Source organism: Oceanirhabdus seepicola (genome assembly GCF_023684385.1).
GTDB lineage: Bacteria > Bacillota > Clostridia > Clostridiales > Clostridiaceae > Oceanirhabdus > Oceanirhabdus seepicola.
This window is the reverse complement of record NZ_JAGSOJ010000004.1, coordinates 274,534-298,025: the sequence shown is the minus strand read 5'-3', so window position 1 is coordinate 298,025 and position 23,492 is coordinate 274,534. Positions and strand designations below refer to the sequence as shown.

At 30.4% G+C, this 23,492-nt stretch carries 22 protein-coding genes and 1 riboswitch; of the genes, 13 read left to right on the top strand and 9 right to left on the bottom strand.

From position 1 onward, the window contains the following. The first annotated feature begins 160 nt into the window (after positions 1-160). Together KDK92_RS18395 and KDK92_RS18390 are read left to right on the top strand one after the other, a co-directional pair. Positions 161-346 carry a hypothetical protein gene (locus KDK92_RS18395; protein WP_250860854.1) on the top strand — a complete coding sequence of 62 codons (186 nt, stop codon included), beginning with the start codon at positions 161-163 and terminating at the stop codon, positions 344-346. 88 nt (positions 347-434) lie between these two features. Beyond that, complete coding sequence (locus KDK92_RS18390) at positions 435-1,154, top strand: class I SAM-dependent methyltransferase (RefSeq protein ID WP_250860853.1); 720 nt, start codon at positions 435-437, stop codon at positions 1,152-1,154. Between the two features lie 260 nt (positions 1,155-1,414). Here the strand turns inward: KDK92_RS18390 and KDK92_RS18385 are convergent, their stop codons facing one another. The 8 genes from KDK92_RS18385 to rsxC all read right to left on the bottom strand — a co-directional run bounded on the left by KDK92_RS18385 (position 1,415) and on the right by rsxC (position 8,872). Continuing rightward, positions 1,415-2,734, bottom strand: coding sequence for an MFS transporter (locus tag KDK92_RS18385; protein ID WP_250860852.1), 1,320 nt, complete (start codon positions 2,732-2,734; stop codon positions 1,415-1,417). Between the two features lie 625 nt (positions 2,735-3,359). After that, entirely contained in the window at positions 3,360-3,776 is a 417-nt protein-coding gene (locus tag KDK92_RS18380) for a SoxR reducing system RseC family protein (RefSeq protein ID WP_250861168.1), read from the bottom strand. 25 nt (positions 3,777-3,801) lie between these two features. Beyond that, complete coding sequence (locus tag KDK92_RS18375) at positions 3,802-4,662, bottom strand: RnfABCDGE type electron transport complex subunit B (RefSeq protein ID WP_250860851.1); 861 nt, start codon at positions 4,660-4,662, stop codon at positions 3,802-3,804. A gap of 13 nt (positions 4,663-4,675) precedes the next feature. Next, positions 4,676-5,251: an electron transport complex subunit RsxA gene (gene rsxA / locus KDK92_RS18370; protein WP_250860850.1), complete on the bottom strand. Its 576-nt coding sequence runs from the start codon at positions 5,249-5,251 to the stop codon at positions 4,676-4,678. 53 nt (positions 5,252-5,304) lie between these two features. Next, complete coding sequence (gene rsxE / locus KDK92_RS18365) at positions 5,305-5,931, bottom strand: electron transport complex subunit RsxE (protein ID WP_250860849.1); 627 nt, start codon at positions 5,929-5,931, stop codon at positions 5,305-5,307. A gap of 4 nt (positions 5,932-5,935) precedes the next feature. Continuing rightward, positions 5,936-6,496 carry an RnfABCDGE type electron transport complex subunit G gene (locus KDK92_RS18360; RefSeq protein ID WP_250860848.1) on the bottom strand — a complete coding sequence of 187 codons (561 nt, stop codon included), beginning with the start codon at positions 6,494-6,496 and terminating at the stop codon, positions 5,936-5,938. Then, the gene (locus KDK92_RS18355; RefSeq protein WP_250860847.1) at positions 6,497-7,429 is read right to left on the bottom strand and encodes an RnfABCDGE type electron transport complex subunit D; all 933 of its coding nucleotides are present in this window, start codon (positions 7,427-7,429) and stop codon (positions 6,497-6,499) included. A 111-nt stretch (positions 7,430-7,540) separates the two neighbouring features. Further along, on the bottom strand, positions 7,541-8,872 hold the full coding sequence (gene rsxC, locus KDK92_RS18350) for an electron transport complex subunit RsxC (protein WP_250860846.1): 1,332 nt from the start codon (positions 8,870-8,872) through the stop codon (positions 7,541-7,543). 1,004 nt (positions 8,873-9,876) lie between these two features. On the opposite strand from rsxC, the gene KDK92_RS18345 reads away from it, so the two are divergent. Beyond that, entirely contained in the window at positions 9,877-10,119 is a 243-nt protein-coding gene (locus tag KDK92_RS18345; RefSeq protein ID WP_250860845.1) for a hypothetical protein, read from the top strand. 48 nt (positions 10,120-10,167) lie between these two features. On the opposite strand, the gene KDK92_RS18340 is transcribed toward KDK92_RS18345, so the two are convergent. Next, the gene (locus tag KDK92_RS18340) at positions 10,168-10,641 is read right to left on the bottom strand and encodes a hypothetical protein (protein WP_250860844.1); all 474 of its coding nucleotides are present in this window, start codon (positions 10,639-10,641) and stop codon (positions 10,168-10,170) included. A 185-nt stretch (positions 10,642-10,826) separates the two neighbouring features. Between KDK92_RS18340 and KDK92_RS18335 the strand changes: the two genes are divergently transcribed. The 10 genes from KDK92_RS18335 (at position 10,827) to KDK92_RS18290 (ending at position 23,473) form a co-directional block, all read left to right on the top strand. After that, positions 10,827-12,200: an MATE family efflux transporter gene (locus KDK92_RS18335; RefSeq protein WP_250860843.1), complete on the top strand. Its 1,374-nt coding sequence runs from the start codon at positions 10,827-10,829 to the stop codon at positions 12,198-12,200. A 94-nt stretch (positions 12,201-12,294) separates the two neighbouring features. Next, a riboswitch (Lysine riboswitch) is annotated at positions 12,295-12,466 on the top strand. A 378-nt stretch (positions 12,467-12,844) separates the two neighbouring features. Then, the gene (lysA, locus tag KDK92_RS18330) at positions 12,845-14,146 is read left to right on the top strand and encodes a diaminopimelate decarboxylase (RefSeq protein ID WP_250860842.1); all 1,302 of its coding nucleotides are present in this window, start codon (positions 12,845-12,847) and stop codon (positions 14,144-14,146) included. A 32-nt stretch (positions 14,147-14,178) separates the two neighbouring features. Further along, on the top strand, positions 14,179-15,384 hold the full coding sequence (locus KDK92_RS18325) for an aspartate kinase (RefSeq protein ID WP_250860841.1): 1,206 nt from the start codon (positions 14,179-14,181) through the stop codon (positions 15,382-15,384). A 39-nt stretch (positions 15,385-15,423) separates the two neighbouring features. After that, the gene (gene dapF / locus KDK92_RS18320; protein ID WP_250860840.1) at positions 15,424-16,260 is read left to right on the top strand and encodes a diaminopimelate epimerase; all 837 of its coding nucleotides are present in this window, start codon (positions 15,424-15,426) and stop codon (positions 16,258-16,260) included. A 17-nt stretch (positions 16,261-16,277) separates the two neighbouring features. Further along, positions 16,278-17,270, top strand: coding sequence for an aspartate-semialdehyde dehydrogenase (locus tag KDK92_RS18315; protein ID WP_250860839.1), 993 nt, complete (start codon positions 16,278-16,280; stop codon positions 17,268-17,270). 16 nt (positions 17,271-17,286) lie between these two features. Next, positions 17,287-18,045: a 4-hydroxy-tetrahydrodipicolinate reductase gene (dapB, locus tag KDK92_RS18310; protein WP_250861167.1), complete on the top strand. Its 759-nt coding sequence runs from the start codon at positions 17,287-17,289 to the stop codon at positions 18,043-18,045. Positions 18,046-18,236: 191 nt separating this feature from the next. Then, complete coding sequence (locus KDK92_RS18305) at positions 18,237-19,400, top strand: GGDEF domain-containing protein (protein WP_250860838.1); 1,164 nt, start codon at positions 18,237-18,239, stop codon at positions 19,398-19,400. A 133-nt stretch (positions 19,401-19,533) separates the two neighbouring features. Continuing rightward, complete coding sequence (locus KDK92_RS18300; protein WP_476739435.1) at positions 19,534-20,106, top strand: DUF2238 domain-containing protein; 573 nt, start codon at positions 19,534-19,536, stop codon at positions 20,104-20,106. A 294-nt stretch (positions 20,107-20,400) separates the two neighbouring features. Continuing rightward, positions 20,401-22,305, top strand: a complete 1,905-nt coding sequence (gene glgB / locus KDK92_RS18295; RefSeq protein ID WP_250860836.1) for a 1,4-alpha-glucan branching protein GlgB — start codon at positions 20,401-20,403, stop codon at positions 22,303-22,305. 43 nt (positions 22,306-22,348) lie between these two features. Beyond that, entirely contained in the window at positions 22,349-23,473 is a 1,125-nt protein-coding gene (locus KDK92_RS18290; RefSeq protein ID WP_250860835.1) for a glucose-1-phosphate adenylyltransferase, read from the top strand. Positions 23,474-23,492: the final 19 nt, after the last annotated feature.

Sequence of the window (23,492 nt, the reverse complement as noted above, 5' to 3'; positions counted from 1 at the left end):
GCATTAATAAAACAAGACTTACTTTTTGTTTTATATGCTTGTCTATATTATATATTTTATTCAAATAAATAGAATGTGTGCAAGGGTTAAGCTAAAATGTAATAATTATATATAAATATGTAAAAAATATAATGAAATGTTTGAAATGTTATAAATTTGAATGTACTATTTAGGTAATGAACCTATTAATAGACAATGTAAGCAAACAATATACAAGTACATTTATAAAGGAGAAAGATCCATATTTGCTTTCACAGGAATTCATATGTTTTCAATTTATAAAATGTATGAGGAATTTATGCTAAAGGACATGAATAATATAGATATTGATGGACTTGAAAAGTAAATAAGAGATTACATAGATTTATTCTGGAATAGTATAAAAAAATAATAATTTGGGGATTGGAGAAATAATTTTAAAGGGGATGATATGTATGAAGAAATTAATTGAAAAATTACAAACAATATCAGCTGGAAAGGTATTAGACGTAGGGGTTGGAAGAGGACAATTTGCATGGATTATGGCAGAAAATTTCAAGGATTATGATGAAATCCTTGGAGTAGACATGAATAGTAAGATGTTGGAAAAAGCTAAGAATAACCTATCTCAATTCAGAGTAAGATTAGAGCAAATGGATGGAAATAATATAGAGTTTGATGATAACAGTTTTGATACAGTATCCATCGCTCAAGTATTACATCATATTCCTAGCAAAGAGGAAATCTATCAGATATTATCAGAAATGAAACGAGTGTTAAAACCTGGAGGATTATTTATAATAAAAGAAATGTTCTCAGATAATCATGAGGGAGCATATAAAATTACAGTTGATTTTCATCACTGGATTGCTGAAATTGATGGCGTTTTAGGAAAAAATCATTTCAAGACATTCAAAAAGCAAGAGATAATTGATATAGCAAATAAATTAAATCTTAATGGTGTTGAAATATCAGAATTTTTATTTGATGAAGGAATTGATACGTCAGAAAATAGACTTGAGAATTTTACAAATAAAATAGATAAAAGAATTGAAAGTGTAAGATGTCATGAAGAATTTGAAGAATTAAAAGAGAAGGGTGAAGCCATAAGGAAAAGGGCTTTAAATACTGGTATTGGTTATGAAAAGGAAGTAATAATTATTGGGACGAAATAAGAAAATCTAGCAAAGCGTGCGCTAAAAACAAATGGATAATTGATAATGATGGACATTTCTCTTCGAAAAATTATAATCTTGTTGTTCCCGACAATAGAAGTTTGCTCGTTTCATTTAAAATGAAACATTGTATTTGAAATACAATATTTTATCGTAGATAAAATGAGTAAAAGCCCTTTGTTCAAAAGAACAATAAAAATGTAGGTTCTGACATAAGTCAGAACCTACATTTTTCTATATTGTCAATTATCTTTTATATATTAAGCTGCAGCTTGATTTTGATCTTCTGAGCTTGATCTATTATATTTCTTAGTGAATACTACTAGTAGCATTACTGCTGCTACTACATATATTCCACCTGTTACATAATATGATATTCCATATCCATTTTCTAATTGAAGTAAGAAACTTCTTGAGAAGATTCCAGCTAATATTTGTGCTGCTCCCATAATTACAAATATAACTGAGCTATATGCTGGTCTTAACTCTTTAGAAACAAATTCCATTGGTAATGACTGCTGAACTGGAGATGATAAATTTGCAAATCCAGATCTGAAGAATAGACCTATACCAACAGCTGGAACCATTGCTGATCCAAATGCTTGTCCATTAGCTATTAACATAATGAACGGAATTGCTAATAATGCCATTCCACCAAGACAAACAACTTTTCCAAGCTTTTTAATAACTATTGGTGATATCATAACAAATAAAACCATTGCAGCATATTGATATGCTACTAATTGTGATACAGTTGATCTAGCAATACCCATATCACTTAAGAACACTGAGAAGTGTGGTGTAATTAATCCAGCTCCAAATCTTATTAAGAATGTATAAACTACAAATAATACAATATATTTATTTGCAAATATACTCCAATCGAATTTTTGCTTTTCTTTTTTCTCAACTACTTGGTAATCAACTGGTTTTTGTTTTATGAATAATACTGGAATGAATGCAATTACTGCTACTGCTACAAACATGAATAAAACTTGTGTATGTGCATCTAAATAAGCCTGATGTTGAATTGCTGAAAAAGCATCTGTATTCGCTGTTAACTCTTTTGCTTTTTCATAAGCTACTCCTAGTATTTTACTAAATTGCCAAGTTATTAATGTACCACCAAAGAAAGATGCAATTGTCATTCCGGCTATATTTGTCCATATAGCTGTTGAGAATATAAAGTTTTTATTCTTTTCAGTTGTATAACAAGTTAAAAAGGATGGTAATATGGCATCAAATAAACATACACCAACAAATATTACCCCTGTTATTATTGCCAATATTGTAACTGATGATACGTATTTAACTGCACCTAATCCAATCATAGATCCAATACAAGCTAAACCGATAATGAATTTATATCCAGTTTTAGGTATTAATAATAAAAGTGCAGCTCCTCCAAGGAAACCAAGGCCTAAGAATATTGACATACTCTTCGCTAAATTAGCTGTTTCTGGTGAAACACTAAGGTATGTTGGAAGTACGTCTAAAGCCACTCCTCCTAATAATCCTACTACAGCATAAATTATTATAAACATCCATGCATTAAACGTAAGTCTTTTTGATTCGTTCATATTTTTTCTCCTCCATGCGTTTGAAATTGGTTATTATACCAATTTCAATTTTAGTCAAAATAATTGATATAAGTCAGTATTTAATTTGCATCTTTTGTAAAAAAAATAATACCGTGAATTTTTACGTTATACTTTTGCATTGTACTTTTAGTAGATTGCAAATGCATAAATATATATTTTTTAAAAGTTAATTAAGTAATTATTAGGCCTAATATATACTGTACTCAACTATAACTAAACTAATGATTCATTTTAGCGCATTAATGTATAATATTATGGGTAAATATGAAGTTGTTGCCTTTGACAGTTACACTATAATACTTTTTATAAATATATTCAATATGTAAATTAAATTTCGCAATTCTTACTTTTTATATATTTTTTAGATAATTGCTTGTAAGGATTTTATTATAGTTCATTTTGTATAGCATGTTGTAGTGATAAAGAGTTACCAAAAAAAAGAAATAGTAATATCATATATTTTACGAAATGAACTAAGATTGTAAATATATATAGATACATGAATAAAGTTTTATCAAGTAAAACTTTTGGTAATAAAAAAATCCCAGTTACATTGATAAGCTGAACTTATCAAAAGTAACTGGGATTTTAAAATATTCTTTTCTTATCTAACTATCTTAATCATCTCAAATTCATATTCATTATTTTTTTGAACTTTCTTATCAATTTTACCTGATAAGAAGTAAGAAATACCTAATAAAATGAATCCAGTGAGTGCGCCTAAAAGCTCATAATTACCATAACCAGAACCTTTGAAGAAGGTTAATCCAGCAGTTAATCCAATTGCAAACATGATAGTAGGGAAAACATATGCCCAAAATATCATTTTAGAAAAAATACGCTTTTTGATTCCAACTTTTAATCTATCACCAATTGAAACATTCAAGGTATTTTTGATTTCAATTGTAATGGAATCAGAAGCACATCCACCAGTACAACTTCCACAATTACCCCCACATCCAGATTTTCTAGGAAAAACAACATATGCGAAATCACCGATAATTGATTTTACAAATCCCACTTCTTCCAAAGTTCTCAGCTCCTTATTATTTAGTTACAGTAGCTTCTTCTTTAGCAGCAGGTGCTGCCTTTGGAGTAGCTTTGCTTTGACGTAAGTTCAGTATTGCATTTGTTGGACATTTCTTTGCACATATTCCACAGTTCACACACTTGTCATAATCAATGACTGGAAGGTTGTTATCCATAACCATTGCTTCTTTAGGGCAAGCCTTGACACAAAGTGTGCATCCAATACATCCAACTGAACAGCTAGATTTTACGTCTTTACCTCTATCATGAGTGTTACAATTTATACGTACTAGGGAGTCTTTTGGTAGTATACCGATAACTCCTTTAGGACAAGCGTCCACACAAGCACCACAAGCAACACATTTTTCTTCATCAATAACTGCAATACCATCTTCAACTTTAAGTGCATCAAAATTACAAACCTTTACACAGCTTCCAAGACCAAGACAGCCGTTACTACAAGCTTTTGATCCACCACCAGGTGCAATAACTGCTTGATTACAGTCGTTTATTCCATAGTATTCGTATTTTTCTTTAGCATTATCACAAGTTCCATTACATTTTACAAATGCCACCATTGGTTTAGAATCTTCAATAGCAACACCTAAGATGTCAGCGATTTTTTCTGCGCAAGCAGCACCACCAGGACCACATAAGTTTGGAACTGCACCATTAGTTACGATTGCTTCAGCATAAGCATCACATCCTGCAAATCCACAACCACCACAGTTTGCGCCAGGAAATGCATCTCTAACCAATGGGATTTTTGGGTCAACCTTTACTTCGAATTTCTTAGAAGCATAGCCTAATATTAGACCGAAAGCAAGTCCCATAATACCAAGTGTTATAACGGGAAAAACTAAACTTGTTAAATCCATATGTTGTACCTCCCTATACTAATCCAGAGAAGCCAAGGAATGCTATTGCCATTAATCCAGATGTTATTAATGTAATAGGAAGACCTTTTAAAGCCTCTGGGATATTTGTATTTTCTTCCATTCTCTCTCTTAAACTTGCAAGAAGAACGATAGCTAATGTGAAACCTAGAGCACAACCTAATGAGTTAACGAGTGATTGGATTAAAGTAAATCCTTCATTCATATTATTAATAGCTACACCAAGCACCGCACAGTTTGTTGTGATCAGAGGAAGGAATATTCCTAATGATTTATATAGTGCTGGATTTGTTTTCTTTATAATAACCTCTACTAATTGTACTAGAGATGCAATTACTAAAATAAATGCGATTGTATATAAATATTCAATTTCCCTAGGAACTAAAACAAATTTATATACCAAATAAGATATTGTTGATGCAAGCAGCATAACAAATGTTACTGCCATTCCCATCCCTTTAGCTGTATCAACCTTTTTAGAAACACCTAAAAAGGGACATATGCCTAGGAATTGAGCAAGTACAACGTTGTTTACTAGAGCTGCTGCTATGAAAATAGTAAAAAGATTCATAGTCCTCCACCTTTCAAGAAATAAATTTATACTGTAGGAATTTATAGTCTGTATTATTGTTTAGATTTTTTTCTCTTATTGATTGTTCTTTGATTAAGAATTGCCATTAAAATACCAAGTGTTATGAATGCACCGGGCGCCAGAACCATAATTAAAGCTGGGTCATATGAAGCAGGCATTACACGTAATGCTAAAGCACTTCCATCAAAAAGTGTACCGTTACCAAAGATCTCTCTTATACCACCAAGTACTGTTAGAGAAAGTGTGAATCCAAGACCCATTCCAATGGCATCAAAGATTGAACTGAAAACATTGTTCTTTGAAGCATAAGCTTCGGCTCTTCCTAATATTAAACAGTTAACAACTATAAGAGGAATGAATATTCCTAGTTGATCGTTTAATGCAGGGGCATAACCCTGTAATAAGAATTGTAGTATTGTAACAAAAGTTGCAATGATTACAATGAACGCAGGAATACGTATTTCTTTTGGTATAACTTTTCTAAGTAATGATATTACCACGTTAGAACCTATTAATACTGCTGTAGAAGCAAGTCCCATACCAGCACCATTTACTGCACTTGATGTAACAGCTAGTGTTGGACACATACCAATAACTTGTACAAAAATTGGATTTTCATTTATAATACCAGTTTTTAATCTATCGGATATCATGCTCATGGTGTTATTCTCCTTTCAAATTAGAATTATAGAACTCTACAGCGTCGTTAACACCATTAACTACTGCTCTAGAAGTTATTGTTGCTCCAGTTATAGCTTCTACCTGATTATCAGCTGAAGCTGAACCTTTTACAACTTCTAATCCTTCACTTGTAGATTTGTTTACAAACTGTCCTGAAAACTTTGGCTTAGGAGCATTAGCACCAAGACCAGGAGTTTCTGAGTGAGATAAAATCTTTATTCCACCAATAGTACCATCAGTGTAAACACCTACCATTATTTCAACAGCGCCGCTATAACCTTTAGGAGAGACTTTGATTGCATATCCAATAATTTCTCCATCTTTATATCCAGCGTTAACTTCAAGAATCTTATCGTTAAGTTCAATCTCTTGATCTTTAAATTCAGCTGCTTTAGGTAGTATTTCAATCATAGCATTCTGCTTTGCACTTGCATTTGCTTTAGCGATTGGTTCAGCTGTTATGCTGTGAACTGCACCTAAAGATAATCCAGCAAGAGCAGCTATTAATAATAAAATCATTCCAAGTTTTATATTATTCTTCATCTATTTTACCTCCCCAAATACTCTAGGAGTTGTATATCTATCGATTAATGGAACAAATAAGTTCATTATAAGGATTGAGTAGGAAACCCCTTCAGCATATCCTCCAAATATACGGATTAGACTAGTTAAAACACCACAACCTATTCCGAATATAAGATGTCCTTTTTTAGACATTGGTGATGTTGTGTAATCAGTTGCCATAAAGAACGCACCAATCATTAAACCACCTGCAAGGATTTCAAATAATCCATCTCCTGTCATAAATCCGTTTCTACCGATTACTGTTGTTAATACTAATACTGTTCCTATATATGATACTGGAATATGCCAGCTAATAACTCGTTTATATAATAGATAAGCTCCACCTATTAAAAGAGCTATGGCTGAAGTTTCACCTATACAACCACCTGTGTTTCCTATGAAAACATCCATTAGTCCAGCAACAGCAGTCCCACCTTCTTTTAACACTCCTAAAGGAGTTGCAGATGATACTCCATCAACAGTCCAATTAGTCATATGAACAGGCCATGATGCTAAAAGTACTGCTCTAGCAGCTAAAGCTGGGTTAACAATATTTTGACCAAGTCCACCAAAAAATTGTTTAACTACGATAATTGCAATAAAACCACCTACTACAGGAAGCCATAATGGCACATGTGCTGGAAGGTTGAAGGCAAGTAGAAGTCCTGTTATAACCGCACTTAAATCAAATATTGTTACTTTTCTATGTGTAAGTTTCTGCCACAGAGCTTCTGCGCCTACACAAGAAAGTACTGAAGCAAGTATAACTAAAAGTCCTTGCATTTTAAAGAAATATATTCCCGCTATAGTAGCTGGAAGTAAAGCTATTACAACATCTCTCATTATTCCTTGAACAGTATCATTAGAACGAATATGTGGAGATGAGGATACTGTAAACATTCTATCTGACATACATTTTCCTCCTACTTAGTAGTAAATAGAACTTTCATTGAAATTATTGATTTATAAAATAATGAACGGTTCTACATTTTTAATAAATCAATACCAAATATTTAGTTCTATTTACTTAGCCGTATTTTTTCTTCTATTATCAATAATAGTTCTTTTTCCTTGACGACAAGTTTGTGTTAAATGACGTTTTGCTGGACAAGCAAATGAACAACAACCGCATTCTATACAATCCATACCATGATTTTTTTCAAAATCTTCATATTCATTTCTAAGAACTAAAGAATTAAGTTTAGAAGGTATTAAGAACATTGGACATGCATCAACGCATTTACCACATCTAATACAATTTGACTCTTCTGGCAATACAGCTTGTTTCTTTGTTAAACATAAAATCCCAGATGTTCCTTTGATAGCTGGTACATCTAATGAACTCAGGGTTGTCCCCATCATTGGACCTCCAGAAATAACTTTAACAGGATCTTCTTTGAATCCACCAGCAGCTTCAATCAGCTCAGTCATAGAAGTTCCAAACTTAACTCTGAAGTTTTTAGGATCTTTAACAGCTTCTCCTGTAACCGTAACTACTCTTTCCATTAAAGGTCGTCCGTTTACTACTGCATTATATATCTCATAAACTGTATCGATATTTTGTACCACACATCCAGCAGCAGCAGGAAGTTTTCCAGATGGAACTTCACGCCCTGTTATAGCATATATTAGTTGTTTCTCAGCGCCTTGAGGGTATTTTGTTTTTACTGTTTTAATTTCAATATTATCGATACCCTTAGCAGCATCTTTCATAGCTTGTATTGCTTTTGGTTTATTATCCTCAATTCCGATGTATCCCTTAACTCCTGGGAACATTTTAAGAATAATCTTTAATCCTGTGATTATTTCAGATGATTTTTCAAGCATCATTCTATAGTCACATGTTAGATAAGGTTCACATTCAGCAGCGTTAATAAGTATGCTGTCAATTTTCATATCTTCTGGTGGAGTTAACTTGATATGCGTAGGGAAACAAGCACCACCCATACCAACAATACCAGCTGCTTTAATAATGTTTACTAATTCTTCTTTAGACATGTTTTCGTAATTTCCATTTGGAAGCATTGTATCAACTTCCTCATAAGTATTGTCATTTTCAATGATGATTGACATTACTTTAGTTCCATTCGAATGAGGCATTGGTATAACATTTTTAACAATACCTGAAACGCTTGAATGAATAGGTGCACTAACAAATGCTTTAGATTCACCTATCTTTTGACCGACTAAAACTCTGTCACCTTTTTTTACTAAAGGTTCACAAGGAGCACCAATATGTTGCGACATAGGGAAAATTAAATCACCCTTTGGAAGCAATACTTCAATGCTCTTATCCTCACTTAACTTTTTACCATGTGGAGGATGAATACCTCGCTTAAAAGTTAAAAGTCCCATAGAACTCCTCCTTTTTCATAAGTGTTTTAAATTTTATTTAATGACCAACAATTCTAATCCCTCTTAAATTTGTCAACAGGGATATAGAAATAGTAAATAAAAAAATATATTATAAAGTCTAGCTTTATTAATTTATAATCTTTTAATATATCATAACATTATTCTACATCAAAAACGAATTTTTCTGAAAATTCTAATTTTATTATTATGTAACTTAAACAAAAAAATAACAATATTAAAGTTTGTGTTAAAGAGGTAAAATTTGTAGAAAATTTAACAATGTATTATTATGTGTGAAAGTGGATTATGCAAGTAATAACGATATATAGCTTTAATTGACGAAAAATACTTGATAATATAAAATTAAAATTGTTAAAAATATATTTAAAAAATATAAAATTTTAAAACATATAGCATATTTGAAGCCTTAAGATACCATTTTAAAGTTTATTATTATTTAAAAAAAATACAATAATTTATTTTTTAACAATTTTTTTATAGGAAAATTCTATGTAAATAAGGAGAAAAGTGGTGTTATTCAGAAAATAATAGAAGGAGTGCGATTATATATTGGGGAAGTGTTGGAATATGAATGAAAAGAGAATATTTCTTTTGAGTTTTCAGAAGAGTTCAAATACTTTGGGCAAGAAACTACTATGTTCTATGTGGAATATTTAGGAGATAGAAGGGAGTTGATTCCTCAGGATGAGGTTATTAATATCATTCCCCTTGATGAAACTATAGATTTTTTAAGTAAGGTTAAATGGTAAATTTGAATTAAACTCAAAGTAAAATAAGTATGCTTGGGGAGCAAATTTAATATGGGGAGTGATATATAGTGAATAATAAGAGTAATGTAGATAGATTTTCAGGATTTGTGGAGTGTTATGACAAATTTAGACCTGTGCCACCTAAGATAATAATTGAAAATATAATCAATTATATTGGACAGTAGCTCTGAGAATAAGTGTAAGCTCTGGACTATAGAAGAATATCTAGACAGTATGAAAAAAAGTAATAACTTCAGGTTCATAAGAGAATTTGTAGTTCATAGCAAATTTAAAATGGGAGCAAACGAGTTCATTGGATTTGCTGAGAGCCAAGGGGCATTTCAGAAGATAATAAAAGAGAATGTTCCGGAAATTAATGAAAAGATAAAGGCATTTAAAGAAATTGTTAGAGAAAGATTAGGAGAGAAAATTTTAGACACCACTTTTGGGTATAGAGTTAGGATTGGAATTAAATAATTAACTGTTTTTTTTAGGTAGTATCAAATTGATACTACCTTTAAATATTTAACGTTTAATTAATAATCTTTCAAGTTCTTCTATTGTTTTTTCTTTTCTATCTAAAACGCTAGATAATATTTTATAAGCAAAAGTTTCAGTAGCATTCTTTGTTGTAACTAATTTGCCTTGAATACTCATATATAATGCATAGATATCTTTATGTAAAGATGCTGTGCATTTAATTAGTTTAGGGATATTATCAATGTCTTCACAGTAAGCCTTATTATAAAATTCATTCATTAAAAAAGATATCTTATCATATACGCTAAAATCGATATCTTCTAAACATTTATCCTTTAAATCCAACTTTATATCTTCGTAATATTTAATTTCTTTCTCTACACTTTTGATTAAAACAGATGTTACTAGTTGAAAATTCGCTTTATTTTGCCCTTTATAATCTATATTCAAATATACATTTTTTCTCTTTTCGGCTATATTTATTGTCTTATCTAATATGTCTATTATGTTATATGCCATAGTTTTCCTCCATCAAAGCTTTATAAAATAGAATTTTTTTGAATCCTTTATAATATATCATAATAATGATTATTTTAGCCTAGTAACTTGTTGGATATTCATTTTGACTTTAAAGTTATTAACACAAAAGGTATAATATTCTATATTGGCTATTATCTCGAAAGATAATAATTGGGAGGAGATTTATGAAGGGGAAGGAATCGAGAAATCTTTTAAAGGGGAGTATTAGCAAAAATCTTTTTTTAATGGCTGGACCAACAATGCTTGGTTTTATGTTTCAGATGTTTTACGATTTAGTTGATATGATGTGGATTGGTAAAATATCAGCGAAGGCTGTAGCAGGAGTTACTATTTTTTCAACAATGTTTTGGATGGTTAATGTTCTTAATGAAATAATAGGTACAAGTTCAATATCTTTAATTTCACAAAGCTATGGAAAGGGAGATCAAGATAGAACAAGTCTATGTATAGAACAAACTCTAACTTTTAAGGCTCTTGTTGCTGTAATAGCGGGAATAATTTTTTCTTTTATACTAAGACCACTACTCGGATTTTTTACACATGATACAGTAGTATCACAAGCTGCTCTTAGTTATGGATATATACGTATTTTCTTTTTACCAATAATGTTTTCCTCTTACACTGTGAATACAGCTTTTAGATGTGTTGGTGATGCTAGAAAACCTATGATAATTATGATTATATCAGCAATTTTAAATATAATATTAGATCCTATTTTTATGTTTGATGTGATACCAGGAACATCTATTCAAGGTTTTGGTTTAGGAGTTTTTGGGGCTGCATTAGCAACAGTTATTTCTATTACTGTTTCATTCCTTATAGCATTTGCATTTGTTTTATCAAATAAAACTAAGGTGAAAATTAAGGTTAAAAGACTTTTAAAGCTAAACTTTCAAATTGATAAAAAACTTATAACTATAGGGCTTCCAAATGGATTTGAAGTGTTATTAAGAAATCTTGTGGGAATTGTTACCTTAAAATTTATTACATCCTATGGAACGGATGCTGTAGCAGCAATGGGTATAGGGAATAGATTATTTAGTTTTGCATTTATGCCACTACTAGGATTAACCATGGGGAGCAGTACAATAGTTGGACAGTGTCTTGGTGCTGAAAATATAAAAAGGGCAAAAGCTACAGCGCGATATGCTTCTATTTACGGGGCTTTATTAATGGTAGTTGTATCTGTCTTTGCTTTTATATTTCCAGAGAGAATAATGGGGATATTTATAAGTGAACCATCAGTTATTGAAATTGGTATTCCAATGATGAGAATAATTATTCCAGGACTTATTATGGCAGGTGTCGTTATGGGGTATGGAAGTGTTTTTTCAGGCTCAGGATACAATACGCCATACCTTATTTCAAGTATCACTGGAAGATGGATAGTACAAATACCACTCATGTTTTTGTTTGTTAATGTGTTCAATCTTCCTATTATATGGGTATGGACGACCTTTGTGGCAGCAGACTTTGCGGAAATGATGGTAATACTTACAGCATATAATATTGGTAAGTGGGAAAGAAGAAGAGTATAAAAGATGACTGTCACCGTGGTATAAATTAGTACTTGATAATCAATTGTTTATTTGTTAAACTACTAATAATTATAAAATTAAATATACGTAAACAACATGTTACAGAGGCCGCGGTTGTTATTAGTACTGTATAGATATGATTATATAGGAAAGGGACAACTGCCGAAGTACAGAGATTTACCGTCAATGTATTGGGACTATGCTGAACAAGCATAGTACTGTCTTTAGTTAATAGCCCAGTTATCTAAGGGAGCGCTGTTTCATGTTGGGGCAAGAGGTTCTGTTTTTGTGTATTCTAATACATTCGCGTACCTTCTTTTAATAGAAGTATGCATTGAAACTATGTATTTTATTTTTTGCATATAGAAACAGTCATGAGTGCCTTTTGCTCATGACTGTTTTTTTGTGCAAAAAAACATTAAGTGTAGATAATAGGGTATATGAAAATAAATAACAAGTTAAAGATGCGACGGATATTTTGTGATATGCGAAGAGTTGGGTTCCTAGGATAGTTGCGCTATCAGTGGGTTCCAGGATGAAGTAGGTACACCTTAGACCTATGACTAGTTATTTATTTGAATGTGCCTAAGAAAAATAATAAATATAAATTAGTGAACTAATGATAATTAGAGAGGTGAGAATATATGAGGTTTTTTGGAACAATGGAGATAAATAACAAAGGTAATCTACAAATTGGTGGATGTGATTCTATTAATTTAACAAAAGAGTTTGGAACTCCTTTATATGTTGTTGATGAAGAGTTAGTTAGAGGAAATTGTAGAACTTTTAAAAATAACTTTTCATTGGAGGGTATTGAAACAGAAGTAATCTATGCATCTAAAGCATTTTTAAATTTAGCTGTTTGTAAGCTTATATCAGAAGAAGGACTTTCACTAGATGTTGTTTCAGGAGGGGAACTGTATACAGCGCTAAAAGCAGAGTTTCCTGTAAATAAAATTTATATGCATGGAAATAATAAAACAGCAAATGAATTGATTATGGCGATTCAAGCTGGGATAGGAAGAATAGTTGTTGATAACAAACAGGAACTAGAGTTGTTAGAGTATTTATGTGAAGAATTAGATAAAGAAATAGATGTTTTATTAAGGGTAAACCCAGGTATAGATGCTCATACTCATGAATATATTCAAACTTCAAAGAATGATTCTAAATTTGGAGTATCCATATTTAGTGATGATATATGTTGCTTATTAGAAAAATTTCAAATCAGTAGAAGAATTAATTTAAAAGGATTCCACTGTCATATTGGGTCACAAATTTTTGAGGAAAAATCATTTTATCAAGGTATTTCTGTAATGCTTGAATTTTTAGATAGAGTAAAAAAAGAGTGTGATTTTATTACTGAAGAACTGAATTTAGGTGGAGGGTTTGGGGTATATTACTCTAAGGTCGATACACCAATTGATTTAAAGAAGTGTTTAAAGAACATGTTGTTACTAGTAAAAGAGAAGACTATGGAGATGAGGTTAACTATACCTAAGGTTATGATTGAACCAGGTAGATCAATAACTGCTAATGCAGGTACTACTCTTTATGAAGTTGGAGGGACTAAAAATACGTACGGAGGTAAGAATTATATATTTGTTGATGGCGGAATGACGGATAATCCTAGAACAGCTTTATATGGTGCAAAGTATGAAGCTATAGTGGCAAATAAAATGAAACTAGAAAATAAAGCGATGTACACAATTGCAGGAAAGTGTTGTGAATCAGGAGATATATTGGTAAAAGATATTGTATTACCTGAAGTTGAAAGGAACGATGTTTTAGCTGTACTTAGCACAGGGGCATACAATTACAGCATGGCTAGTAATTACAATAGAATTCCAAGACCGGCAGTAGTATTTGTTAAAGATGGACAAGCGAGATTAACAGTAAAAAGAGAAACATATGAAGATATTCTTAGAAATGATTTATTGATCTAAGATAGTTAGTTACGATAAAGGAGGAAATAAAGTTGGCAGTGTTAGTACAGAAATATGGAGGGACTTCAGTAGGAAGCATAGATAAAATTAAGAATATAGCTAGAAGGGTAATAGCAGATAAGGAAAAAGGTAATGATATGGTAATTGTAGTTTCAGCAATGGGTAAATCTACTGATAAGCTTGTTGAAATGGCCAAAGCTATTTCAGAAAATCCATGTAATAGAGAAATGGACATGCTGTTATCTACAGGTGAACAGATAACAATTTCATTATTATCAATGGCATTAAAGGAGTACGGGTATGATTCAATATCATTAACTGGATTTCAAGCAGGTATTATCACAGAGGGTGATCATACTAAGAACCGTATTGCAGAAATTGAAATCGAAAATATTAAAAATCATTTAAAGAATGGGAAAATTGTTGTTGTAGCAGGATTTCAAGGGATAAATGAAAATGGCGATATTACAACATTAGGAAGAGGCGGATCAGATACTACTGCTGTTGCATTAGCTGCAAGGTTGAAATGTCAATGTGAAATTTATACTGATGTAGATGGAATTTATTCTGTAGATCCTAGAGTTTTTCCTGAAGCTAAAAAATTAGAAGTTGTAAGCTATGAAGAGATGATGGAAATGGCTAGTTTAGGGGCTGGCGTTATGGAAACTAGAGCAGTGGAAATAGGATTTAAATATAAAGTACCTATTTATGTAGCATTAAATACAGGTGAAGTTATAGGAACTTATATAAAGGAGCATGAAAAAGTTATGGAAGAAAAAGTAATAACAGGTTTAGCAGCAACGGAAGATGTTTTAATGATTACCATTAATAATGTAGAATATAATTCAAAAAATATCGCGTTAATATTTAAAAAATTGGCGAAATATAACGTTAACATAGATATGATAAGTCAAACAGCACCTTTTAATGGTGTCGTTAATGTATCGTTTACAGCATCAAAGAATGATATTTTTGCAATTGATAAAGTAGTAAAAAAGTTAAAGAATGAATTAAAGAATATAGAAGTATCTAAGGATTCAAATATATCAAAAATATCTGTAGTGGGAATAGGAATGATGAATCAATCAGGGGTAGCTGGTAAGGTATTTAAAATATTTTCAGATAACAATATTGAATTTAAGCAGGTAACTACTTCAGAGATAAGTATATCTTACACTATTGATGCAGAGGATAAAATAAAAGCTATAACTGTATTGGCAAAGGAATTAGACTTATAGTAAATCATCTAAAAGAAAGCCATTTAGGAGAATGATGATATGTTGAAATTTGAGAAATTACAAGGTACAGGAAATGATTTTATAATTTTAAATGGAATAGAAAATAAACTGCCAAATTATAATGAGCTAGCTAAAAAAGTATGTAGCAGAAATTTTGGAATTGGTGCTGATGGTATGATGGTTGTAGAGAAATCAAAAATAGCTGATATAAAGATGTTATTTTATAATGCTGATGGAACGCAAGCTCCTATGTGTGGTAATGGAATAAGATGTTTTTCAAAATACATTTACGAAAATGAGATAGTTAAAGATCAAAGCTTTACAGTTGAAACCCTAGGTGGAATTATGAAACCACAGGTAGTAATTGAAGATAATAAAATAAAAAGTGTAAAGGTTAACTTAGGTAATCCGGTATTTTCATCAAAGGATATTCCTATAGATACGAGTGATGAAATCTTTATTGATAAAAAGATTAAAGTAGGAGAAAAAACGTTAAATATTAGTGGGTTAGTAATAGGAACAATCCATACTGTGATTTTTGTTGATGATTTTGACGATATCAAGATAGAACAACTAGGACGAGCTGTAGAAAACAATAAATTATTTCCTCTAAAAACCAATGTTAATTTTGTAAAAATAGTTGATAAAAAGAATATTGAGGTTACTACTTGGGAAAGAGGGGTAGGTATCACTTTAGCTTGTGGAACTGGAGCAGCTGCAAGTGCTGTGGTAAGTTCCATACTTCATGATACAGAAGAAACACTAAATGTACATGTTGAAGGTGGAAAATTAATAATAGAACAAATTGATGGAACCATATATATGACAGGGCCTGCTGAGAAAATATGTGAAGGGGCTTATTATTTACAAAATTAGATTATGAGGTGATTATAATGAAAAAAGTTAATATAGCAATTGTTGGAGCAACTGGAATGGTTGGAAGGACATTTTTAAAAGTCTTAGAAGAAAGAAATTTCCCTATTAATAATTTATATCTTTTTGCTTCGAAAAGGTCAGCTGGAAGTAAATTAGAGTTTAATGGTAGTGAATATATAATAGAAGAATTAAATGAAGACTCCTTTAAAAGCGAAATTGATATTGCACTATTTTCAGCTGGGGGTGATATAAGTAAAAAATTTGCACCTATAGCGAAAGAAAATGGTGTTATAGTAGTTGATAACAGCAGTGCATGGAGAATGGATAAGGCAGTCCCTTTAATTGTTCCAGAGGTAAACCCTGAAGATGTTCAATGGAATAACGGAATTATTTCAAATCCAAATTGTTCTACAATTCAAGCTGTTTTACCACTAAAAGTATTAAATGATGTTTTTAAAATTAAAAGGATAGTTTATTCAACTTATCAAGCTGTTTCTGGGTCAGGGGTTGGAGGAATAATGGATTTAGAAAATGGAATAGAAGGTATTTCTAATAAAAAATATCCTCATCAAATAGCATATAACTGTATTCCTCATATTGATGTATTTATGGATAATGGATATACAAAGGAAGAAATGAAAATGATTGAAGAAACTAAAAAGATATTAAATGACAGTAAATTAAGAATTACCGCTACCACAGTTAGGGTTCCTGTAAGACATGGACATAGTATTTCAATAAATTTAGAGTTTGAGAAAGATTTTGATTTAACTGAAGTTTATAGTGTTTTAGAAAATACTGATGGAATAATTGTACAAGACGATGTTGAAAACAATGTTTATCCTATGCCTATAAATATAGAAGGAACTAATGAAGTTTATGTTGGAAGAATTAGAAGGGATTTTAGTGTAGATAATGGAATTAACATATGGGTAGTAGCTGATAATATTAGAAAGGGTGCTGCTACAAATACAGTTCAGATTGCAGAGTTGCTTATAAATAAGATATAAGTTTTTAGGAGGTCTAATAGTGAAAATAATAATTAGTGGATGTAATGGAATGCTGGGACAAACTATCTCCAAGCTCATAGAAGAGAAACGTGATATAGAAATAATTGCGGGTTTATCCAGAAACCCTAAAAAAATTAATAATTCTTATTCAGTATACACTAGTATATTTGAATGTAAAGATGCGGGGGATGTTATTATTGATTGTTCTAATCCTAAATGTTTACCTGATTTGTTAAAGTATGCAGTTGAAAGAAATACTCCTCTTTTAATAGCTACAACAGGTTTATCTAGAGAAGATATAGAAGATATTAAAATTGCTTCTAAGAAAATTCCAGTGTTGTATACAGCAAACACATCTTTAGGATTAAATCTGCTAATCAATTTAGTTAAAAAAGCAGCATTAGTTTTAGAAGAAAATTTTGATATAGAAATTATTGAAAAACATCATAATAAAAAAATGGATGCACCTAGTGGAAGTGCGTATATGATAGCAGATGCAATAAATCAAGAATTAGATAGTTCGAAAAAATATGTATTTGGAAGAAGTGGAAATGAGGAAAAAAGAATAAAAAATGAAATTGGTATACACGCTATTCGAGGTGGTACTATATGCGGAGAGCATAATGTAATATTTGCAGGACTAGATGAAATAATTGAGATTAAGCATACAGCATTATCAAAAAAGATTTTTGCGTTAGGGGCTGTAAAGGCAGCTAAATATATTGTAGATAAAGATAATGGACTGTATACCATGGAAGATTTAATTAATTTATAATTAAGAGGCAGTTGTAGCGACGAGTTCTATAGTAACAGAGAATGTCCCAGAAAATTAAATTTTTGAAAAGAAAATGTGCAACAATTGTTGCGCATTTTTTTTGATGATATAATAATAGCATTAAGTATTTGGTATATAAATAATATATTTTAAATATAAGGCTTAAATACTATAAAATGTAGGTGAATAAAATGATTTTACAAAAACTGAAGAAATTTATATTGATTTCAGCACCAGATAAATATAAAGAAGAATTTAGAAGAGAAAATTTTGAAATTAATCTGGCTAGAGGAAAAACCATTTCAAAAGTATATATTATAATGGAAATTATAATGCTTTTAATGTCGATTATTGACATGGGGAATCAAGTGTTTAAAGTACATAACATGTCTTACACTGTTATGTATGGTTTGATGATAATATCAATGATAGTGTTCTTAAATGTTTTTCAAAAAGTAGAGAATAATAAGATTAAGAGCACCAAGATGATGCGAACTCTTGAAATTACTTTTTTAGTTTTCTTAGTTTTATGGGGAGCTGGAATATCCATAATAGATCAATTACATTATGGACAAGTTATTGTATATATAGCAGGTATTATATTTATTGCAGTAGCAGTGTATTTAGAGCCTATTTTTGTACTTATAATATATATATTTGTACATACAGTATTTATTGTAGGTTTATTCTATGTTCAAAAGTGTAATAATATATTATTTGGGAACATTATTAATTCCAGTTCAGTTCTAGTTATATCATGGTATATATCTAGAATGTTATTTAAAAATAGAGTGAAGGAATTTAGTAATAGAAAAATAATAGAACAACAAAATAAAGAATTGGAACGCCTTTCTTATACTGATGCCTTAACGGGAATTTATAATCGTTACAAGTTTGATGAAGTATTAGAGAATGCATGGGAGGAGTCTTTAGTACAAAAAAAACCTGTATCAATGATTCTATTAGATATAGATAGTTTTAAACAGTATAATGATAACTATGGACATCAAGCTGGAGATGAGAGTCTTAAAGAAGTTGCAAAGGTCATATCACAGTATTCTAAAAAAATAGAAGCAATTGCTTCACGATATGGAGGAGAAGAATTTGCTATAATATTACCTAATACAAATAGAGAAGAGGTTTATTTATTTGCGGAAGAAATAAGAAAGAAGATTGAAGCGTTGGCTATTTCTCATGAATATTCAACTGTATCAAAATACATAACTGTAAGTTTAGGAACAAATACAGTTATTCCATGTGGTAAATTATCTATTAAGAATTTTATATATGCAGCAGATAAAGCTTTGTATCAAGCAAAAGGGAAAAAACGTAATAATGTAGTAAGTATAGGGTAATTTAAATATAAAGAGTATCTAAATGAATGGTTTAGATGCTCTTTTAAGTTATTCTAGTAAATAAAAAAAATTAGAATAAGTAAATAATAAAGCTATAAACAATACATTATAAAAAAGAAAGGTATTTATTATAATGAAAAATAATGCTTCAAAATTTTTAACTATTGTCTTTTCAATATTTATACTTTTAACTATAATTGGTTTTATAATAAAGAAGGAATATAATTATATTTATAATTTAATAGTCTTATATAGTGGTTACCTAATTTTTATTTATTTTGAAAATAAAAAGAGATTTGAGGTGGGAAACTATATAAAGGTATTGGTTATTATTACAATAATATTACATAACTTATTTGGGCAATACTTTAACCTTTACAAGACTACAAACTGGTTTGATAAAGTTTTACATTTATTTGGTACTTTTTCTTGTTCACTTTTTTTTTACTCAATAATTGATTCAAGTGTTGAGATTTTTTCTGAATCTAAAATATTTAATTTTATTTTTATAACATCTATAGGGATTACAATTGGAGTTTTTCTTGAAAATATAGAATTTATTTTAGATGTTATATTTAAAACTAAAAATCAACATGGACTAGTAGATAATAACTTAGATTTAATATTCAATTTATTTGGCGCAACTTTAGCAGGTATTTTGGGTACATTTAGAACTATAGGGAAACAACCTGAAAATAAGACTTAGGCATATTCAAATAAATTATTTATGGAATTATCACCAACATAATTTCAATAAAAATTAGTTGTTCCTCTGAAAGAAAACAGGCTCTAATCTGATAGATTAGGGCCTGTTTATATTACCTGTATAATTAATCATTAGATAAATATTAGGTAAATTCTATGTTATTTTAGTCATATTTTAACAAGTGTGTAAATACAATTACTAAGTATGCTTTTGTAGATAAAAAATTAAGTAGTAAAATTTATGTTGTTTTTTTACCAATATGAAAATAGATTTTAAACAAGTCGGAGGAGTATTATGTGTCAAAAAGTTTACTATTTGCCTAAAAGTCATTTTGAATCCTATGAGTTTGATAGAGATAAGAGTTTTAATAATTATAAATTCTTAGGTGCACATTTGAAATCATATAAAGGAATACAAGGAGTAAGGTTTACGGTGTATGCGCCTAATGCAGAAAAGGTTAATGTTGTTGGTGATTTTAACAATTGGAATGGAAGTAATCATCCTATGAAAAAGCATGAAAGCTTAGGTATATGGAATATTTTTATTCAAGGATTAAAAGAAGGAGATATTTATAAATACGAAATTTTTACTAGAGATAAGGAAGTTAGGTTAAAGGCGGACCCATATGCATTCTTTTCAGAATTACCACCAAATACTGCATCGGTAATCGCTTCACTGGATAATTATCAATGGAATGATGGGGAATGGGTAGAAAAGAAGAAGAAGATTTCTAAGTATGAAAAACCAATAAATATTTATGAATTACACCTAGGTTCATGGAGAAGAAAAGGTAGTGATGAGTTTTATGATTATAGAGAAATGGCTAATGAAATCATAGAGTATGTTAAACAAATGGGATATACACATATTGAATTGCTGCCAATTACAGAGTATCCCTTTGATGGTTCATGGGGGTATCAAGTAACTGGCTATTATTCTGTGACAAGTAGGTATGGTAAACCTGAAGATTTTATGAACTTTATAGATATATGTCACCAAGAAGGAATTGGAGTTATTTTAGACTGGGTACCTTGTCATTTTTGTAAGGATGAACATGGATTATTAAAATTTGATGGAACAGCTCTTTATGAATATGACAACCCAATAATGGCTGAGAATTCAGAGTGGGGAACTGCTGCCTTTGATTATGGTAAAAAACATACTAAAAATTTTTTAATATCTAACGCTATGTTTTGGTTTGATGTGTATCATATTGATGGCTTAAGAGTTGATGCAGTTTCTTATATGCTTTATTTAAATAGTGGTAAAAGAGATGGGTTGTATATACCAAACAAGTATGGAGGGGTAGAAAATTTAAGTGCAATAGAATTTTTAAGAGAATTAAATCAAAGCATATCTAAACATTTTCCAGAAAGTTTAATGATTGCTGAAGAATCCACAGCGTGGCCATATGTTACAGGAGCAACAGAAAAAGGTGGACTAGGCTTTGATTATAAGTGGAATATGGGATGGATGAATGATATGTTGAAATACATGGAAATGGACCCTATTTTCAGAAAATGGCATCATGATTTAATTACCTTTTCCTTTATGTATGCATTTTCTGAAAAATTCATACTGCCTCTATCTCATGATGAAGTAGTTCATGGAAAAAAATCTTTAATTGAAAAAATGCCAGGAGATTATTGGCGGAAATTTGCTAATTTGAGAGTGTTTTTTGCTTATATGATAGCTCATCCAGGAAAAAAACTTTCATTTATGGGAAATGAATTTGCTCAGTTTATTGAATGGAATTATAAGAAGGAATTAGATTGGATGTTAATCAAATACGAAAGTCATAAAAAAATGAAATATTTTACAGAAGAACTTAATAAACTTTATATAAATGAAAAATCATTATATGAATTGGATGGTGATTCAAGAGGGTTTTCTTGGATTGATCATCAAAACTATGAGCAGAGTGTAATAACATTTATGCGAAAAGGTAAAAAGGAAGATGACTTCATTATTATTGTGTGTAACTTTACACCTGTATTACGTGAAAAATATAAGATTGGGGTTCCTTTTTTAGGAGAATATGAAGAAGTATTTAATAGTGATATGGAACAATATGGTGGTTCAGGAGTAAAAAATGAAAATAGACTTATAGCAAGTAATTCAAAATGGCATAATCAACCATACTCCTTAACTCTGGAAATTCCACCTTTAGGGGGATTGTTTATCAAAATAAAGAAGTAAGTTATAATTTATCACTTACTTAGTCTGTAATAAGGGGGATTTTATGAATAGAAGAAAAAAAGAAATTATATCTATGTTATTAGCTGGAGGACAAGGTTCCAGACTTAATATGTTAACTAAAAAAATAGCAAAGCCTGCAGTTCCATTTGGAGGTAAATATAGAATTATAGATTTTACGTTGAGTAATTGTGCAAACTCAGGAATTGATACAGTGGGAGTACTTACACAATATAAGCCTTTGGAGTTAAATTCACATATAGGAATTGGAAGACCATGGGGGTTTGATAGAAACAATGGAGGCGTTACAATTTTAGCTCCATATATGGGTCAAAATGGGGGAAGATGGTATAAAGGTACTGCAAATGCAGTTTATGAAAATAAAAATTTTATAGATAAGTATGATCCAGAATATGTACTTATATTATCTGGAGATCATGTTTATAAAATGGATTATTCTCTACTTCTCAAATATCATAAGGAAAAAGGAGCTGGAGCGACTATTGCAGTAATTACAGTACCATGGGAAGATGCAAATAGATTTGGAATAATGAATGTGGATAATGAGAATAAGATATATGAGTTTGAAGAGAAACCTGGAAATCCTAAAAGTAATTTAGCTTCTATGGGTGTTTATATATTTGATTGGAAATTATTAAAAAGATATTTAATCGAAGATGAACAGGATGAAAATTCAGCTAATGATTTTGGGAAAAATATAATACCTAAGATGTTACACAATGGAGTGGATCTATACGCTTATAAATTTGAGGGGTATTGGAAAGATGTAGGGAATGTTAAAAGCTTATGGGAAGCTAATATGGATTTATTAAAAGAAAATAATAAGTTAAATATACATGACCCAAACTGGAATATATACTCAAATAATCCGATTGGACCACCACACTATATTAGTGAAAGTGGAAAAGTAAAATCAGCCATACTAAACGATGGATGTATTATTAATGGAGAAATAAATAACAGTGTATTATTCCCTGGTGTTTATGTTGGAAAAAATTCTAAAATTACTGATTCTGTTATTATGCCTGGAGCAAAGATTGAAGATAATGTAACCATTAACAAAGCTATAGTTATGAAAAATGTAATTGTGAAATCCGGAAATATAATAGAAGACAAAAATTCAGATGAGATAGTTGTTGTAAATGAATAATACTTTAAATTGGGGGAAT

Coding starts and splice junctions, on each gene's coding strand:
- KDK92_RS18395 (WP_250860854.1), top strand. CDS start 161: ATGTACTATTTAGGTAATGAACCTATTAATAGACAATGTAAGCAAACA.
- KDK92_RS18390 (WP_250860853.1), top strand. CDS start 435: ATGAAGAAATTAATTGAAAAATTACAAACAATATCAGCTGGAAAGGTA.
- KDK92_RS18385 (WP_250860852.1), bottom strand. CDS start 2,734: ATGAACGAATCAAAAAGACTTACGTTTAATGCATGGATGTTTATAATA.
- KDK92_RS18375 (WP_250860851.1), bottom strand. CDS start 4,662: ATGGATTTAACAAGTTTAGTTTTTCCCGTTATAACACTTGGTATTATG.
- rsxA (WP_250860850.1), bottom strand. CDS start 5,251: ATGAATCTTTTTACTATTTTCATAGCAGCAGCTCTAGTAAACAACGTT.
- rsxE (WP_250860849.1), bottom strand. CDS start 5,931: ATGAGCATGATATCCGATAGATTAAAAACTGGTATTATAAATGAAAAT.
- KDK92_RS18360 (WP_250860848.1), bottom strand. CDS start 6,496: ATGAAGAATAATATAAAACTTGGAATGATTTTATTATTAATAGCTGCT.
- KDK92_RS18355 (WP_250860847.1), bottom strand. CDS start 7,429: ATGTCAGATAGAATGTTTACAGTATCCTCATCTCCACATATTCGTTCT.
- rsxC (WP_250860846.1), bottom strand. CDS start 8,872: ATGGGACTTTTAACTTTTAAGCGAGGTATTCATCCTCCACATGGTAAA.
- KDK92_RS18345 (WP_250860845.1), top strand. CDS start 9,877: ATGAAAAAAAGTAATAACTTCAGGTTCATAAGAGAATTTGTAGTTCAT.
- KDK92_RS18340 (WP_250860844.1), bottom strand. CDS start 10,641: ATGGCATATAACATAATAGACATATTAGATAAGACAATAAATATAGCC.
- KDK92_RS18335 (WP_250860843.1), top strand. CDS start 10,827: ATGAAGGGGAAGGAATCGAGAAATCTTTTAAAGGGGAGTATTAGCAAA.
- lysA (WP_250860842.1), top strand. CDS start 12,845: ATGAGGTTTTTTGGAACAATGGAGATAAATAACAAAGGTAATCTACAA.
- dapF (WP_250860840.1), top strand. CDS start 15,424: ATGTTGAAATTTGAGAAATTACAAGGTACAGGAAATGATTTTATAATT.
- KDK92_RS18315 (WP_250860839.1), top strand. CDS start 16,278: ATGAAAAAAGTTAATATAGCAATTGTTGGAGCAACTGGAATGGTTGGA.
- KDK92_RS18305 (WP_250860838.1), top strand. CDS start 18,237: ATGATTTTACAAAAACTGAAGAAATTTATATTGATTTCAGCACCAGAT.
- KDK92_RS18300 (WP_476739435.1), top strand. CDS start 19,534: ATGAAAAATAATGCTTCAAAATTTTTAACTATTGTCTTTTCAATATTT.
- glgB (WP_250860836.1), top strand. CDS start 20,401: ATGTGTCAAAAAGTTTACTATTTGCCTAAAAGTCATTTTGAATCCTAT.
- KDK92_RS18290 (WP_250860835.1), top strand. CDS start 22,349: ATGAATAGAAGAAAAAAAGAAATTATATCTATGTTATTAGCTGGAGGA.